Raw genomic sequence first — 15,988 nt, 5'->3', positions numbered from 1 at the left:
GCCGCGCGCGAAGTAGCGCATCAACGCGCCCTGACGATCCTCCACGTAGCCCTCCAGCCATGAGTCGTCCGTGTCCAGAAAACCGGACCAGCTCTTCTTGTGCTGTTCGGCTCATCCACCCGCATCGAAGGCAGCAAGCTGTCGGACCGGGAGGTCGAGCGTCTGCTGTCCAACCTGCAGATCAAGACCTTCACGACGCGCGACGAGCAAGAGGTGGCCGGTTACGCCGAGGTCATGGAGCTGGTGTTCTCGTCCTGGCAGGACATCACCCTGACCGAGAACCACATCAAGCAGTTGCATCGCGACTTGCTCACATACAGCGAAAAGGACGCGTGGCACCGGGGCAAGTACAAGACCTCCACGAACAGCGTCGTCGCGTTTGACGAAAACGGCAAGCAGCTGGGCGTGATCTTCGAAACCGCGACGCCGTTCGACACGCCACGCCTGATGACCGAACTGGTGGTCTGGTTCAACGGCGAACGCGACGCCGCGTGTCTCCATCCACTGTTGCTCGTCGGTATCTGGGTCGTGGTCTTCCTTGAAATCCACCCATTTCAGGACGGCAACGGCCGCTTGAGTCGGGTGCTGACCACCTTGTTGCTGCTGCAAGCCGGCTACGCCTATGTCCCGTACAGCTCACTCGAGAGCGTGATCGAACTGAGCACGGAATCCTACTATCTTGCGCTGCGCCAGACGCAGGGAACGATTCGCACCGAGTCCCCGAACTGGCAGCCCTGGCTCGTCTTCTTCCTGCGCGCGCTGGCTGAGCAGGTTCGTCGTCTTGCTCGCAAGGTGGAGCGCGAGAAGCTGGTGCTGGCCGCGCTGCCCGAGCTATCACTGCAGATCGTCGAATTTGCGCGGGAGCATGGGCGCATCACGATGGGGGATGCGATTCGGCTGACCGGCGGCAATCGCAATACGCTCAAGCAGCATTTCAGAGCCCTGGTCGAACAAGCACGCTTGGCCCAGCATGGTGCTGGCCGTGGTGTGTGGTACGAGTTGGAGTAGGGATACCTATGGTCGGCAATCGCCCACCGAGCAACTTCTCCCATCTCGGGCTCACGACGAGCGCATGATCGTTGGGATCTGCGCAGAGGATCTCGGTGTGTCCCGCCCGTTTCACACCCCCAGCAACTCCTCCAACACCTCCGGCGCCGCCAGCAACTCCGCCGAAGGCCCGTGCCGCACGATCTTGCCCTTCTCCATCACCACCGCCTGATCCGTGTGCGCCAGCACCTTGCGCCAGTCGCGGTCGACGATCAGCGTCGCGATGCCGGTGGTGCGGATGTCCGCGATCACGCGCCAGATCTCGGCCACGATCAGCGGCGCCAGGCCTTCGGTCGCCTCGTCGAGGATCAGCAAGCGCGGGTTGGTCATCAGCGCGCGGCCGATCGAGAGCATTTGCTGCTCGCCGCCCGACAACTGCTGCCCGCCGTGCGAGAGCCGCTCCGTGAGGCGCGGGAAGGTGGCCATCACGCGATCGAAAGTCCAGGCGCGCTTTCCGTCGATGCCGGAGCGTGCGCTCATCACGAGGTTCTCGCGCACCGAGAGGTTGGGGAAGATGCCGCGGCCTTCGGGCACGTAGCCGATGCCGCGGCGCGCCATCTTCTCGGGCGCCCAGCCGGTGACGTCGTCGCCGTCGAGCTTCACGCGGCCCGAGGCCGGACGCACGTAGCCCATCAGCGAGCGGATCAGCGTGGTCTTGCCCATGCCGTTGCGACCCAGCAGGCCGACCGAGGTAGCCGCCGGCATCGCGACGTCGATGCCGCGCAGGATGTGGCTGTCGCCGTAGTAGGTGTTGAGGCCTTCGATCTGCAGCATCTCAGTGGTCCTCGCCCAGGTAAGCAGTGCGCACTTCGGGGTTCTGACGGATAGAAGCCGGGTCGCCGGTCGCGATGACGGTGCCGTTGACCATCACCGTGATGCGGTCGGCGATGCGGAACACCGCGTCCATGTCGTGCTCCACCAGCAGGATCGCGTGCGAGGCCTTGAGGCTGGCGAGCAGGCCCAGCATGCGCTCGGTCTCCTCGGCGCCCATGCCGGCCAGCGGCTCGTCGAGCAGCAGCACGCGCGGGTTGGTGGCCAGGCACATCGCGACTTCGAGCTGGCGCTTGGCGCCATGGCTCAGCGTGCCGGCGACGCGCTCGGCCACCGCAGTGAGCCCCGCGGCCTCCAGCGCTTCGCGCGCCGCGGCATTGCTCGTCGCGCACTGCGTCGAGGCCTGCCAGATCGCCCACGGCCGCGGCGTCGCGGCCTGCGCGGCGAGGCGGCAGTTCTCGAGCACCGTGAACTCCGGAAAGATCGTGGTGCGCTGGTAGCTGCGGCCGACGCCGGCGAGTGCGCGGCGGAACTGCGCGCGCTTGGTGACGTCGGTGCCGTCGAGCGTGATGCGGCCGTCGGAGGCGTCGATCTCGCCCGAGAGCATGTTGATCAAGGTGGACTTGCCGGCGCCGTTGGTGCCGATCACCGCATGGACTTCGCCGCGCCGCAGGTCCAGGCTCACCGCATTGACGGCGACCAGGCCGCCGAAGCGGCGCGTCAGCGTTTCGACCGAGAGCAGGGTACTCATGCGGCCGCCCCCTTCGGCGAGAGCCGCGATGCGATGCCGATGATGCCCTTGGGCAGCAGTGCGACGAAGGCGATGATGGCCAGACCCAGCGTGAGCTGCCAATGGTCCGCGAGCGGCCCCACCAGCGCATGGGTGGAGAGCAGTTCCTTCAGCAGCGTGAAGGCCACGGCGCCGATCACCGCGCCGCGCAAATGGCCGAGGCCGCCGAGGATGATCATCAGCAGCACCTCGCCTGAGTTGTGCCAGGCCAGGAGCTCGGGATTCACCACGCCGTCGCGCGAGGCGACGAGGAAGCCCGCCAGCCCGGCCAGCGCACCCGCGATCACGAAGGCCGCGAGCTTGTAGCCGTAGACCGGAAAACCGGCCGCACGCATGCGCTGCTCGTTGACGCGGATGCCGGCCAGCGCCGCGCCGAAGCGCGAGCGGCGGATCAGCGCCAGGAAGCCGTAGGTGAAGACCAGTGCCGCGAGCACGAAGTAGAACTGCACGCTGCGGTTCTCCATGTCGAGCGCGCCAATGGCCGGCCGCACGTACATGTAGATGCCGTCGCTGCCGCCGCCGAGCGCGGTGTCGTGGAACACGAAGAAGGCCATCTGCGCGAAGGCCAGCGTGACCATGATGAAGTAGACGCCGCGCGTGCGCAGGCTGAGCGCGCCCGTCACCAGCGCGTAGCCGGCGGCGCAGCCCATGGCCAGCGGCAGCAGCACGGCGAGGGAGCCACCATCCTTGCCGGAGCCCAGCACCGTGGCATAGGCGCCGATACCGTAGAAAGCCGCATGGCCGAGGCTCACCAGGCCGGTCATGCCGACCAGCAGCTCGAGGCTCAACGCGAAGATCGAGAGGATCATCACCTTGACCACGAGGTCGCTGAGATAGGGGCTCAGCATCGGGCCGAGGACTGCGAGCGCGATGGCGCACAGCAGCGGAAGAAAGTACGAAAAGCGCTTCATGTCAGGTCTTGCGCCCCATCAAGCCTTCAGGACGCCAGATCAGCACGATGGCCATCAGCACATACACCCCCATGCCGCTCAGCTCGGCGAAGAACACCTTGCCGAAGGTGTCGACGAAGCCGACCAGGAGCGAAGCGATCAGCGCACCCGTGATCGAGCCGATGCCGCCGATCACCACCACCACGAAGCAGATGATCAGCACGCTCGCGCCCATGTTCGGATAGACCGAGGACATCGGCGCCGCGATCATGCCGGCCAGCGCGGCCAGCGCCACGCCGGCCGCGAACACGATGCGGTAGAGCCGGCGGATGTCGATGCCCAGGCCGCGCACCATGTCGCGGTTGCTGGCGCCGGCGCGGATCATCATGCCCAGGCGCGTGCGGTTGACCACGTAGTAGAGCCCGACTGCGAGCACCACGCAGGCCGCCGAAGCGAAGAGCCGGTACCACGGGTAGCTCATGAGATCGCCGAGCGCGAAGCTGCCGTCCAGCCAGGGCGGCACCCTGACGCCGTGCACGTCGTTGCCGACGAGCAGTGAACGCAGCTCCTCGAACACGAGGATCAGGCCGTAAGTCATCAGCACCTGCTGCAGATGGTCGCGCTGGTAGAGGTAGCTGAAGAAGGCCCACTCCAGCGCATAGCCGAAGAGCGCGCTGAGCACCACGCCCGCCAGCAGCATCACGATGAACTGGTCACCGAAGAGCGGCGAGAGCGCGAACGCCATGTAGGCGCCGATCATGTAGAAGCTGCCGTGGGCCAGGTTGATCACGCCCATGATGCCGAAGATCAGCGTCAGTCCGGAGGCCACCAAAAACAACAGAAGCCCGTACTGCACCGAATTCAGGCATTGGACTAGAAAGGTACCGAGGTCCACGACAGGTCGTCACTTTCCGCTCAGAGTTTGCAGCCGCGGGCCGGGTCGGCGAGGCCCTTGATGGCCACGTTGACCATCTTGTTTTCCTTGCCCTCCACCTTGCGCAGGTAGATGTCCTGCACCGGGTTGTGCGACTTGCCGATCGTGAAAGCGCCGCGCGGGCTGTCGATCTTGGCCTTCTCGATGGCGCCTGCGAACTCGGCCTTCTTGCTGATGTCGCCCTTGGTCGCCGCCAGGCCGATCGCGAGCATCTGCGCCGCGTCGTAGCCCTGCACCGCGTACACGTCGGGCTGCAGCTTGAACATCTTGGCGTAGGCGGTGCGGAAGCTGATGTCGCGCGGCGTGTTGAGGCCGTCGGCGTAGTGCAGCGTGGTCAGCATGCCCTGGGCCGATTCGCCCTGCGCGTCCAGCGTGCCGTCGGTCAGGAAGCCGGGGCCGTAGAGTGGGATGTTCTTGTTGAGGCCGGCCGCCGCGTAGTCCTTAACGAACTTGACCGCGCCGCCGCCCGCGAAGAAGGAATACACCGCATCGGGCTTGGCCGCCGCGATCTCGGTCAGGAGCGCCTGGAACTCCACGTTCGGGAAGGGCACGGTGAGCTGCTTCACAACCTTGCCGCCGCCCTTCTCGAAGCCTTCCTTGAAGCCGTTGACCGACTCGTCGCCGGCCGCGTACTTCCAGGTGAGCGTCATCGCGGTCTTCTTGCCCTGCTTGGCTGCGACCTCGCCCATCGCGTAGGCCGGCTGCCAGTTCGAGAACGAGCTGCGGAAGATGTTCTGCGCGCACATCGGGCCGGTCACCGCGTCGGCCCCGGCATTGGGCACGATCAGCACGGTGCCGCTTTCCTTGGCGGCCTTGGCCATCGCCATCGCGACGCCGGAGTGCACGGTGCCGACGATCACGTCGACGTTGTCGCGCTTGATCAGCTTGTTGACGTTGTCGGTGGCCTTGGCCGGGTCCGATTCGTCGTCGACCTTGATGTATTCGATCTCGCGGCCGCCGAGCTTGCCGCCCTGTTCCTCGACGCGCAGCTTGAAGCCGTTCTCGATGGCCACGCCGAGCGCCGCATAGGTGCCGCTGAAGGGCAGCATCAGGCCGACCTTGAGCTTGCCCTGCTGGGCGTGGCCGACGGTCGCGATGCAGGCCAGCGCAAGAGCGGTTAGCGTGGTGCGTGCGATGCGAGTGGTCATGGGTATCTCCTGGCGTTGATGATGAGTGAAAAGGACGGGAACGGCCTGGCGACAGATCGGCAGGGGCGGGTCGGGACGGGCTTCTCCATGGTGAACCGTGGGACGCAGATACTTTAAGGGTAAATCATTCATCTCTCAAACACGAGTTTTCCCTGCCCGCCGATCCGCTGCTTCGACAAACGAAACGGCCGCCACTATGACCTGTTCCGGCTGGTCCCGATGCGGGGAATGCCCGCAGTCGCGCAGCTCGAGCAGCCGGGTTCCGGGCACCCGCTCGGCGATGCCGCGAACCTGGCGGAGTGTGCCGTACTCGTCGTCGATCCCCTGGATAGCAAGAACCGGGCAACGGATGGCGTCGAGCCCGGCCTCAATGTTCCATTGCTTGAAGGGCGGGTGCAGCCAGATGCGGTTCCAGCCCCAGAAGGTGGCTTCGGCGTCATCGTGGTAGCGGGCCAGCTTCTTCGGAAGGTCGGTCGCGAGCCAGGCCTGGCGCGCCTGGTCGATGCTCGCCACCGTCAGGTCTTCCACGAAGATGTGCGGCGCGAGCAGCACCAGCCCGGCCACGCGCTCCGGAAAACGCGACGCGTAGAGCAGCGAGATCGAGCCGCCGTCGCTGTGGCCGAAGAGCCAGGGCTTCTCCTTGAGGCCAATGGCCTCGAAGAAGGCCGGCAGCACCTCGTGCGCCTGGCGGTGCATGTAGTCGACGTCCCAGAACTCGTCGGGCTCACGCGGCGTCGAGCGGCCGTAGCCGGGGCGCGAGAACACCAGGCCGCGAAAGCCGCCGCGCTCGCAGAGCTTCTCGGGGAAGTCCTTCCACATCGCGACCGAGCCAAGACCTTCATGCAGGAACACAACCAGCGGCGCATCCGTCCGTTCGGGTGCGATGCGCACATATTCGATGCGCACGTCTTTTCCCCGCCAGTGGATGGCGGTGAATTCGGATTCCGTGCTCACGCTTCGCGCTCCCGCTCGCGCAAACGGAAGCGCTGGATTTTTCCTGTGGCCGTCTTCGGCAGCTCGTCGACGAACTCGATGAAGCGCGGGTACTTGTAGGGCGCGAGGCGCTCCTTGACGAAGGCCTTGAGTTCCTCGTCCGTCACCGACTGGCCGGACTTGAGCACGACGTAGGCCTTGGTCTTGGTCAGCCCGTCGGCGTCTTCCTTGCCGATCACCGCGGCCTCGAGCACCGCCGGGTGCTGCATCAGCGTGGCCTCGACCTCGAAGGGCGAGACGTAGATGCCGCTCACCTTGAGCATGTCGTCGCTGCGGCCGGCGTAGGTGTAGTAGCCGTCGGCGTCGCGCGAGTACTTGTCGCCACTCTTGGTCCAGCCCTCGCGGAAGGTGTCGGCGCTCTTCTCGGGGTTGCCCCAGTACATCACCGCCGTGCTCGGCCCCTTGATATAGAGGTCGCCGACTTCGCCCACGGGCACGGGCTTGCCGTCCTCGCCGCGCAGCTCGATCGCATAGCCCTCGACCGGCCGGCCGGTGGTGCCGTAGCGGATGTCGCCGGGCCGGTTGGAGATGAAGATGTGCAGCATCTCGGTGGAACCGATGCCGTCGATGATCTCGCAGCCGAAGTGCTGCTTGAAGCGCTGCGCGAGTTCACCCGGCAAGGCTTCGCCGGCCGAGGAGCACATGCGCAGCGACACCGCCTCGCGCGGTGGCAGCGCGGGCGAGGCGAGCATGCCGGCGAAGCCGGTCGGGGCGCCGAAGAACACCGTGGGTTTGTGCGTGCCGGTCCAGCGCTTGAAGACCGCGTCGGGCGTCGGCCGCTCGGCCATCAGCAGCACCGTCGCGCCGACCGAAAGCGGGAAGGTCAGCGCATTGCCCAGGCCGTAGGCGAAGTAGAGCTTGGCGGCCGAGAAGCAGACGTCGTTCTCGGTCAGCCCCAGCACCGGCTTGCCGTAGAGCTCGGCCGTCCACCACGGGTTGCCGTGCGTGTGCACCGTGCCCTTGGGCTTGCCGGTGGAGCCGGAGGAGTAGAGCCAGAAGGCGTGATCCTGCGGCGTGGTGGCGGCGGGTTCAGCCAGCGGCTGGTGCGCGGCGATCACCGCCTCGAAATCCTGCGCGCCGTCGGGCAGGGCGCCGGTGGGTTGCGAGACGATCAAGGTCTTGAGCTCGTTCGACCCCTTGACCCGCGCGTCCTGCAGCACCGGCAGCAGCGCGCCCGACACCAGCGCCGCCTTGGCGCCGCTGTGTTCGAGCATGTAGGCGTAGTCGTCGGTCGTCAGCAGCGTGTTGACTGCCACCGGCACGATGCCGGCATAGAGGCAGCCGAGAAAGCTCACCGGCCAGTCGCTGCTGTCGAGCATCAGCAGCAGCACGCGCTCTTCGCGCTTCACGCCTGATGCGCGCAGCGCCGCGGCGAGCCGCCGCGCGCGGTCTTCGAGCTGGCCGTAGGCGAGGGTGCCGCGGTCGTCGACATAGGCGATCTTCTGCGCGCGGCCGCGGTTGAGGGCGAACAGGTGTTCGGCGAAATTGAAGGATGCTGGCAGGCTCATCGTGTCTCCTCGGGTCGCATTTTTCTCTTCGGACGGTCTTCAGCCGGCCGAGAGGCCGAGCTGCGCGAGCACCGCCGGACTGGCCTGCACCGCGCTCTTGCGGTGATAGAAGTCCAGTGCCCGCAGGCCGCCCAGTTCGGCGCCGCCGCCCGCGCGGCCGGGGCCGCCATGCAGCGACTGGGGCATCACGTTGCCATGGCCCGTGTGGGCCTGCGCCACGTCCGGCGTGATCACGTGCACGCGGCCGTGGCTCGCGGCGAGCTGCACCGCTGCTTGGCCGAGCGCCGCCTCGTCGGCACCGTAGAGCGAAGTCACGAGCGAGCCCTGGCCGCGGTGTGCGAGCGCGATCGCATGCTCGACGTCGCGATAGGGCAGCAGGGTGGCGACCGGTCCGAACACCTCGACGTCGTGCACGCGCTGTGCAGCATCGGCATCGCGCGCGCCCAGCAACACCGGGCCGATGCAGGCGGCGACGGCGGGGTCGGCATCGACCAGCGGGGCCTTGCTGCCGTCATGCAGCACGCTCGCCTGCGCCTTGAGTTCTTCCAGCCCTTCGCGCACCGCATTCAATTGCGCACGGCTCACCAGCGAGCCCATGCGCACGCTCTCGTTGCGCGGATTGCCAACCGTGATGGCGGCCAACTTGGCGCCGATCGCTTCGGCCGCCGCGTCGTAGACGGCAGCCGGCACGAGGATGCGGCGGATCGCGGTGCACTTCTGGCCCGACTTGACCGTCATCTCGCGCACCACCTCGCGCACCAGCAAATTGAAGGCGTCGCTGCCCGGCGCCGCATCGGGCAAGAGCAGGGCGGAATTCAGGCTGTCGGCCTCGATGTTGACGCGCACCGAGCGCTGGGCCACCGCGGGGTGCGAGCGGATCACGGCGCCGGTATCGGCCGAGCCGGTGAAGGACACCACGTCGAAGCCCTGCAGCTGGTCCATCAGACCGTTCGAGCTGCCGCAGATCACCGACAGCGCGCCGGCCGGCAGCACGCCTGCCTCGACCACGTCGCGCACCATGCGCTGCGTGAGCCAGGCGGTGGAGGTGGCGGGCTTCACGATCACCGGCACGCCCGAGAGCAGGGCGGGCGCGGCCTTCTCCCACAGGCCCCAGGACGGGAAGTTGAAGGCATTGATGAAGAGCGCCACGCCGCGCGTCGGCACCTGCAGGTGCAGCGACTGGAATACCGGCTCCTTGCCGAGCTTGGCCGCATCGCCGTCGCGCAGCGCGCGCACATCGCCCAGCGCATCGCCCCACTTGGCGTACTGGCCGAGCGTGAAGATCGCACCGTCGATGTCGACGGCCGAGTCGTTCTTCACCGTGCCCGAGTTGGCGGTGGCGATCTCGCAATAGGCGTCGCGGTTCGCCTGCAGCACCTTCACGACCGCGCCCAGCAGCGCGGCGCGCTCCTTATAAGTGAGGGCGCGCAGGGCAGCGCCGCCGGTCTCGCGCGCGAAGCCGAAGGCCGCGGCCAGGTCCAGCCCGGTCGCATCGACCCGGGCCAGCTCGGTGCCGAGCACCGGATCGACAAGCGCCGTGCCGGCGCCGCTGCCGGCCTGCCAGCGGCCGGCGACGTAGTTGGAAAGAAGTTCGGTCATGGAGCGTCTCAAGTCTTGGTGAACTGGATCTGGCCTTCGGGCAGCAGGTAGAGGACCAGCGCTCGCCCTTGGGCGACGGTGGGGTGATGAGCCGTTCCCGGCGGATAGACGCACCAGCCCGCCGGCCGCCCGTCGAAGGTGGCATCGCCCTCCAGCGGCATGATCAAATCGATCTCGCCGTACGGATGCGTGTGGTGCGGGCCGGCGATGTCCTTCATGTCGACCACGTCGACCGAGAAGCGGTGCAGCGCGTCCTCGGCCTTGAAGACCCGGCCGTACTTGATGCCGCCGCCTTCGCGATCGCACAGCCAGCCTTCCGCCACGCCGTCGATGCAGGCCTGCTTGAGGCGCTCGAAGGCGGGGCTGCCGGCGCCGTGGACGGTGTTGAGCCAGCGGTCGAGTTCGTCATCGAGCGCTCTGCCGGCGAGCTGCGCTGTCACGTCGGCAACGATCTGGTGGAAGGCTTCCTTGGACATCGTGGTGGTGCTCATGCGTGGGTGGAACTTGCGGCAATTGGCCGCGTGCAGTATCTTGCCTGTGCACGAACCATAAGCATCGACACAAATGGTGTCAAGCAATATAGTGCATATATGGTGTTTACCCGGATAGGGGTGAACGGGAGACGAAGGAGCGACATGAATGAACGAGCCGACGCGGTGCTGACCGCACCCGCGGACCCGGCCCTGCCGGCCGAAGAAGCGAAGAACCCCCTGCTGGTGGCGCTGGGCGAGCGCGTGCGCAACCTGCGCGCGCGCCGCGGGCTCACGCGCAAGGCCGTGGCGCAGGCGGCGGAGGTCTCGGAGCGCCACCTGGCCAATCTCGAATACGGCATCGGCAATGCGTCGATCCTGGTCCTGCAGCAGGTGGCGACCGCGCTGCAATGCTCGCTGGCCGAGCTGGTGGGCGACGTCACGACCAGTTCGCCCGAATGGCTCCTGATCCGCGAGCTGCTGGAGCGCCGCGACGAGGCCGACCTGCGGCGCGCCCGCATCGCGCTCGGCGAGCTGCTCGGCACCGCCGCCGGCGACCCGGCGCGCAACCGCCGCATCGCGCTGGTGGGCCTGCGCGGCGCGGGCAAGTCGACGCTGGGCCAGATGCTGGCGGACGATCTCGAGGTGCCCTTCATCGAGCTGAGCCGCGAGATCGAAAAGCTGGCCGGCTGCAGCGTGCGCGAGATCCACGACCTGTACGGCACCAACGCCTACCGCCGCTACGAGCGCCGCGCGCTCGAGGAGACGGTGCAGATCTACAGCGAGGTGGTGATCGCCACCCCGGGCGGCATCGTGTCCGACCCCGCCACCTTCAACCAGCTGCTGGCCCACTGCACCACCGTCTGGCTGCAGGCCGCGCCCGAGGAGCACATGGGCCGCGTCGCCGCCCAGGGCGACACCCGCCCAATGGCCGCCAGCAAGGAAGCCATGGACGACCTGCGCCGCATCCTCGCCGGCCGCGCCGCCTTCTATTCCAAGGCCGACCTCAGCGTCGACACCAGCGGACAGGGCCTGGCGCAGAGCTTCCGGGCGCTCAGGACGACGGTGCGCGAGGCAATGAGCCGGGCCGCCTGAAGGGCGCCAAAAAGAAGAACGTAAAAAATCCCTCGCAGGGTTGACGCGCCCTGGAACATGCAGCATGATGCATGCATTGTCGCCAGACAAATGCATTATTGTTCCTAGACCCCCACGGCACCCAGGAGACCTCGACATGACCGACACCGCCGCCCATCCCGCCCGCGTCGACTACCGCACCGACCCCACGCAATACCGCCACTGGAAGCTCAGCGTGGAGGGCCCGGTGGCCCGCCTGTCGCTGGACATCGCCGAAGACGGCGGCATCCGTCCCGGCTACAAGCTCAAGCTCAACAGCTACGACCTGGGCGTGGACATCGAGCTCAACGACGCGCTGAACCGCGTGCGCTTCGAGCATCCGCAGGTGCGCTCGGTGATCGTCACCAGCGGCAAGGACCGCATCTTCTGCTCGGGCGCCAACATCTTCATGCTCGGCGTCTCCAGCCACGCCTGGAAGGTGAACTTCTGCAAGTTCACCAACGAGACGCGCAACGGCATCGAGGATTCGTCGAAGCACTCGGGCCTCAAGTTCATCGCGGCCGTGAACGGCGCCTGCGCCGGCGGCGGCTACGAGCTGGCCCTGGCCTGCGACGAGATCCTGTTGGTGGACGACCGCTCCTCCTCCGTCTCGCTGCCGGAGGTGCCGCTGCTCGGCGTGCTGCCCGGCACCGGCGGCCTGACCCGCGTCACCGACAAGCGCCACGTGCGCCATGACCTGGCCGACATCTTCTGCACCAGCGTCGAAGGCGTGCGCGGCCAGCGCGCGGTCGAGTGGCGCCTGGTCGATGCGATCGCCAAGCCGGCGCAGTTCGGCGCCGCGGTGCAGGAGCGCGCCGCCAAGCTGGGCGAGGGCAGCGACCGCCCCGCCGATGGCAAGGGCGTGAGCCTCACGCGCCTCGAGCGCGAGGACGGTGCCGACAGCCTGCGCTACGAACACGTCACGGTCGAGATCGACCGCGCACGCCGCACCGCCACCTTCACCGTCAAGGCGCCGAAGGGCGCGCAGCCGGCCGACATCGCCGCGATCGAAGCCGCCGGCGCCGCCTGGTGGCCGCTCGCGATGGCGCGCCAGCTCGACGACGCGATCCTCAACCTGCGCACCAACGAACTCGACATCGGCACCTGGCTGCTCAAGACCGAGGGCGATGCGCAAGCCGTGCTCGCGAGCGACAAGACCATGCTCGCCCACAAGGACCACTGGCTGGTGCGCGAAACCATCGGCGCGCTGCGCCGCACGCTGGCGCGGCTCGACGTCTCCTCGCGCAGCCTGTTCGCGCTCGTCGAATCCGGCTCCTGCTTCGCCGGCACGCTGGCCGAGATCGCCTTCGCGGCCGACCGCGCCTACATGCTCGCGCTGCCCGACGATGCCGAGCGCGCACCGAAGATCACGCTGGACGAGTTCAACTTCGGTTTCTTCCCGATGGTCAACGACCAGAGCCGCCTGCAGCGCCGCTTCTACGAAGAGGCCGCGCCGATGGAAGCCGCGCGCGGCGCGGTCGGCCGCGCGCTGGACGCCGACGAGGCGCTCAAGCTCGGCCTGGTCACCGCCGCGCCCGACGACATCGACTGGGAGGACGAGATCCGCATCGCCATCGAGGAGCGCGCCGCCATGTCGCCCGACGCGCTCACCGGCCTCGAAGCCAACCTGCGCTTCGCCAGCCAGGAGAACATGGCCACGCGCATCTTCGGCCGGCTGACCGCCTGGCAGAACTGGATCTTCAACCGCCCGAACGCCGTCGGCGAGAAGGGTGCCCTCAAGGTTTACGGCACCGGCGAAAAAGCCGGCTTCGATCTCAACCGCGTCTGAGTCCACCCCGACCGTTCGGGCTGAGCTTGTCGAAGCCCCCCGCGAGCCTTCGACAAGCTCAGGCCGAACGGATTTTCGGATTTCCATCCAAGCAGGAGCCCCCATGAGCACGATCAACTACAGCGAGAAGATCCCCAACAACGTCAACCTCGGCGAAGACCGCACGCTGCAGCGCGCGCTCGAAGGCTGGCAGCCGAACTTCATCAACTGGTGGGACGACGTCGGCCCCGACGGCTCGACCAACTACGAGGTCTACCTGCGCACCGCCGTCAGCGTCGACCCGCAGGGCTGGGCCCAGTTCGGCCACGTGAAGATGCGCGACTACCGCTGGGGCATCTTCCTGAACCCGGGCGATGCCAACCGCGAGATCCACTTCGGCGATCACAAGGGCGAGAAGGCCTGGCAGGACGTGCCCGGCGAACACCGCGCCAACCTGCGCCGCATCATCGTCACGCAGGGCGACACCGAGCCGGCCTCGGTCGAGCAGCAGCGCCACCTGGGCCTCACCGCGCCGAGCATGTACGACTTGCGCAACCTGTTCCAGATCAACGTGGAAGAGGGCCGCCACCTGTGGGCCATGGTCTACCTGCTGCACAAGCACTTCGGCCGCGACGGCCGCGAAGAGGCCGAGGCGCTGCTGCAGCGCACCTCGGGCGACGAGAACAACCCGCGCATCCTCGGCGCCTTCAACGAGAAGACGCCCGACTGGCTGGCCTTCTTCATGTTCACCTACTTCACCGACCGCGACGGCAAGTTCCAGCTGTCGGCCCTGGCCGAGAGCGCCTTCGATCCGCTGGCACGCACCACCAAGTTCATGCTGACCGAGGAAGCGCACCACATGTTCGTGGGCGAGAGCGGCGTCTCGCGCGTGCTGCAGCGCACCGCGCAGGTGATGAACGAGCTGAAGACCGACGACCCGCAGAAGGTGCGCGCGGCCGGCGCCATCGACCTCGGCACGATCCAGCGCTACCTCAACTTCCACTACAGCGTGACCATCGACCTGTTCGGCGCCGACCAGTCGAGCAACGCCGCCACCTTCTACAGCTCGGGCCTGAAGGGCCGCTACGAGGAAGGCAAGCGAGGCGACGACCACGTGCTCAAGGGCCAGACCTACAAGGTGCTCGAGGTGCAGAACGGCCAGCTCGTCGAGAAGGACGTGCCGATGCTGAATGCGCTCAACGAAGTGCTGCGCGACGACTTCATCAAGGACTCGGTGGCCGGCGTGAGCCGCTGGAACAAGGTGCTGGAGAAGGCCGGCATCCCGACCCGCCTGGTGGTGCCGCACAAGGCCTTCAACCGCCAGATCGGCGCCCTGGCCGGCATCAAGATGTCGCCCGAAGGCCGCGTGGTGAACGAGGCCGAATGGGCCGCCAAGAAGGACGAGTGGTTGCCCACGGGCGAGGACTTCGCATTCGTGGCATCGTTGATGGGCCGCGTGGTCGACCCGGGCAAGTTCGCCGGCTGGATCGCGCCGCCGGTGATGGGCATCAACCGGCAGCCGGTGGATTTCGAGTACGTGAGATTCGGCTGATCGGCGTGACTCCTTCCCCCTCTGGGGGAAGGCAGGGATAGGGGCAAGCAGCGTACCCACGACAAGCGCCGCGTGCCCCCACCCAACCCTCCCCCAGAGGGGGAGGGCTTTAGGAGAGACTAATGGAAACGGCCACCATCGACATCGGCGTCATCAGGCAGCACCTGATCGACCCTGAAATCTGCATCCGCTGCAACACCTGCGAAGCCACCTGCCCGGTCAACGCGATCACGCACGACGACCGCAACTACGTGGTGCGCGCCGATGTCTGCAACGGCTGCATGGCCTGCATCTCGCCGTGCCCGACCGGTTCGATCGACAACTGGCGCACCATGCCCGTGGCGCGCGCCTATTCGATCGAGGAGCAGCTCACCTGGGACGAACTGCCGGCCGAACTCACGCCCGAGCAGCTCGAAGCCGAAGGCGTCGCATCGCCTGCCGAAACGCTGGCGCCTGCGCCGGCCGCACCGCCGCAGCCGCCGGCCGAGCCGGGCGAAGTGCCCTTCAACTCCGCACAGTACGGCGCCACCACGCCGCCCTGGTCGGCTGCGCACGCCTACACCAACCTGTTCCCGCCGAAGAGCCCGACCTCCGCCACCGTGGTGGGCAACTTCAACTGCACCGAGGCCGGCTACGAGAACCAGACGCACCACATCGTGCTGGACTTCGGCAGCATGCCCTTCCCGGTGCTGGAGGGCCAGTCGATCGCCATCATCCCGCCGGGCACCGATGCCAACGGCAAGCCGCACTTCGCGCGCCAGTACTCCGTCGCCAGTCCGCGCAACGGCGAGCGGCCCGGCTACAACAACGTGTCGCTGACGGTGAAGCGCGTGCTGCAGGACCACCAGGGCAAGCCGGTGCGTGGCGTCGCCAGCAACTACGTGTGCGACCTCAAGGTCGGCGACAAGGTGCAGGTGGTCGGCCCCTTCGGCGCCTCCTTCCTGATGCCGAACCATCCGAAGTCGCACATCGTGATGATCTGCACCGGCACCGGCAGCGCGCCGATGCGCGCGATGACCGAATGGCGCCGGCGCCTGCGCAAGAGCGGCAAGTTCGAAGGCGGCAAGCTGATGCTCTTCTTCGGCGCACGCACGCAGCAGGAGCTGCCGTACTTCGGACCGCTGCAGACCCTGCCCAAGGACTTCATCGACATCAACTTCGCGTTCTCGCGCACGCCCGGCCAACCCAAGCGCTATGTGCAGGACGCGATGCGCGAACGCGCCGCCGACCTGGCCGCGCTGCTCAAGGACAGCCAGAGCCACTTCTACGTGTGCGGCCTGAAGAGCATGGAAGAGGGCGTGGTGCTCGCGCTGCGCGACGTAGCGGTGGAAGCCGGACTCGACTGGGACACGGTCGGTGCCAGCCTGAAGCGCGAAGGCCGCCTGCACCTCGAAACCTACTAAGC

Annotated in this window: 14 protein-coding genes; 5 read left to right on the top strand and 9 right to left on the bottom strand. The window is 67.3% G+C overall.

Translation table 11 applies throughout. From position 1 onward, the window contains the following. The first annotated feature begins 99 nt into the window (after nucleotides 1-99). The gene (locus tag BLS74_RS09005; protein ID WP_244503809.1) at nucleotides 100-1,008 is read left to right on the top strand and encodes a Fic family protein; all 909 of its coding nucleotides are present in this window, start codon (nucleotides 100-102) and stop codon (nucleotides 1,006-1,008) included. 111 nt (nucleotides 1,009-1,119) lie between these two features. Here BLS74_RS09005 and BLS74_RS09000 read toward each other — a convergent pair whose 3' ends face one another. From BLS74_RS09000 to BLS74_RS08960, 9 genes are all read right to left on the bottom strand, one after another. Next, on the bottom strand, nucleotides 1,120-1,821 hold the full coding sequence (locus BLS74_RS09000; RefSeq protein WP_093104604.1) for an ABC transporter ATP-binding protein: 702 nt from the start codon (nucleotides 1,819-1,821) through the stop codon (nucleotides 1,120-1,122). A gap of 1 nt (nucleotide 1,822) precedes the next feature. Further along, nucleotides 1,823-2,569, bottom strand: a complete 747-nt coding sequence (locus BLS74_RS08995) for an ABC transporter ATP-binding protein (RefSeq protein ID WP_093104603.1) — start codon at nucleotides 2,567-2,569, stop codon at nucleotides 1,823-1,825. After that, entirely contained in the window at nucleotides 2,566-3,519 is a 954-nt protein-coding gene (locus BLS74_RS08990) for a branched-chain amino acid ABC transporter permease (RefSeq protein ID WP_093104601.1), read from the bottom strand. The genes BLS74_RS08995 and BLS74_RS08990 overlap by 4 nt, the downstream gene beginning before the upstream one ends. Nucleotide 3,520: 1 nt before the next feature. Further along, on the bottom strand, nucleotides 3,521-4,393 hold the full coding sequence (locus BLS74_RS08985; protein ID WP_093104600.1) for a branched-chain amino acid ABC transporter permease: 873 nt from the start codon (nucleotides 4,391-4,393) through the stop codon (nucleotides 3,521-3,523). 20 nt (nucleotides 4,394-4,413) lie between these two features. After that, entirely contained in the window at nucleotides 4,414-5,580 is a 1,167-nt protein-coding gene (locus tag BLS74_RS08980) for an ABC transporter substrate-binding protein (protein WP_093104598.1), read from the bottom strand. Nucleotides 5,581-5,715: 135 nt separating this feature from the next. After that, nucleotides 5,716-6,486 (bottom strand): alpha/beta fold hydrolase, encoded by a 771-nt coding sequence (locus tag BLS74_RS08975; protein ID WP_244503808.1) that lies wholly within the window; start codon nucleotides 6,484-6,486, stop codon nucleotides 5,716-5,718. 44 nt (nucleotides 6,487-6,530) lie between these two features. Beyond that, entirely contained in the window at nucleotides 6,531-8,081 is a 1,551-nt protein-coding gene (locus BLS74_RS08970; RefSeq protein WP_093104594.1) for a benzoate-CoA ligase family protein, read from the bottom strand. 39 nt (nucleotides 8,082-8,120) lie between these two features. Continuing rightward, nucleotides 8,121-9,680: a 3,4-dehydroadipyl-CoA semialdehyde dehydrogenase gene (locus tag BLS74_RS08965; RefSeq protein ID WP_093104592.1), complete on the bottom strand. Its 1,560-nt coding sequence runs from the start codon at nucleotides 9,678-9,680 to the stop codon at nucleotides 8,121-8,123. Between the two features lie 8 nt (nucleotides 9,681-9,688). Next, nucleotides 9,689-10,156, bottom strand: a complete 468-nt coding sequence (locus BLS74_RS08960; protein ID WP_093104736.1) for a 4-hydroxylaminobenzoate lyase — start codon at nucleotides 10,154-10,156, stop codon at nucleotides 9,689-9,691. 159 nt (nucleotides 10,157-10,315) lie between these two features. Between BLS74_RS08960 and BLS74_RS08955 the strand changes: the two genes are divergently transcribed. From BLS74_RS08955 to boxA, 4 genes are all read left to right on the top strand, one after another. Next, the gene (locus BLS74_RS08955; protein ID WP_093104591.1) at nucleotides 10,316-11,245 is read left to right on the top strand and encodes a helix-turn-helix transcriptional regulator; all 930 of its coding nucleotides are present in this window, start codon (nucleotides 10,316-10,318) and stop codon (nucleotides 11,243-11,245) included. 136 nt (nucleotides 11,246-11,381) lie between these two features. After that, a complete protein-coding gene (gene boxC, locus BLS74_RS08950) occupies nucleotides 11,382-13,052 on the top strand; it encodes a 2,3-epoxybenzoyl-CoA dihydrolase (RefSeq protein WP_093104587.1) in 1,671 nt (556 codons plus the stop codon). A gap of 103 nt (nucleotides 13,053-13,155) precedes the next feature. Next, entirely contained in the window at nucleotides 13,156-14,583 is a 1,428-nt protein-coding gene (gene boxB / locus BLS74_RS08945) for a benzoyl-CoA 2,3-epoxidase subunit BoxB (RefSeq protein ID WP_093104585.1), read from the top strand. A 122-nt stretch (nucleotides 14,584-14,705) separates the two neighbouring features. Continuing rightward, nucleotides 14,706-15,986, top strand: coding sequence for a benzoyl-CoA 2,3-epoxidase subunit BoxA (boxA, locus tag BLS74_RS08940; RefSeq protein ID WP_093104583.1), 1,281 nt, complete (start codon nucleotides 14,706-14,708; stop codon nucleotides 15,984-15,986). Nucleotides 15,987-15,988: the final 2 nt, after the last annotated feature.

The sequence above is a fragment of the Variovorax sp. CF079 genome (assembly GCF_900101545.1).
GTDB lineage: Bacteria > Pseudomonadota > Gammaproteobacteria > Burkholderiales > Burkholderiaceae_C > Variovorax.
This window is presented reverse-complemented; position numbering and strand designations above follow the sequence as displayed.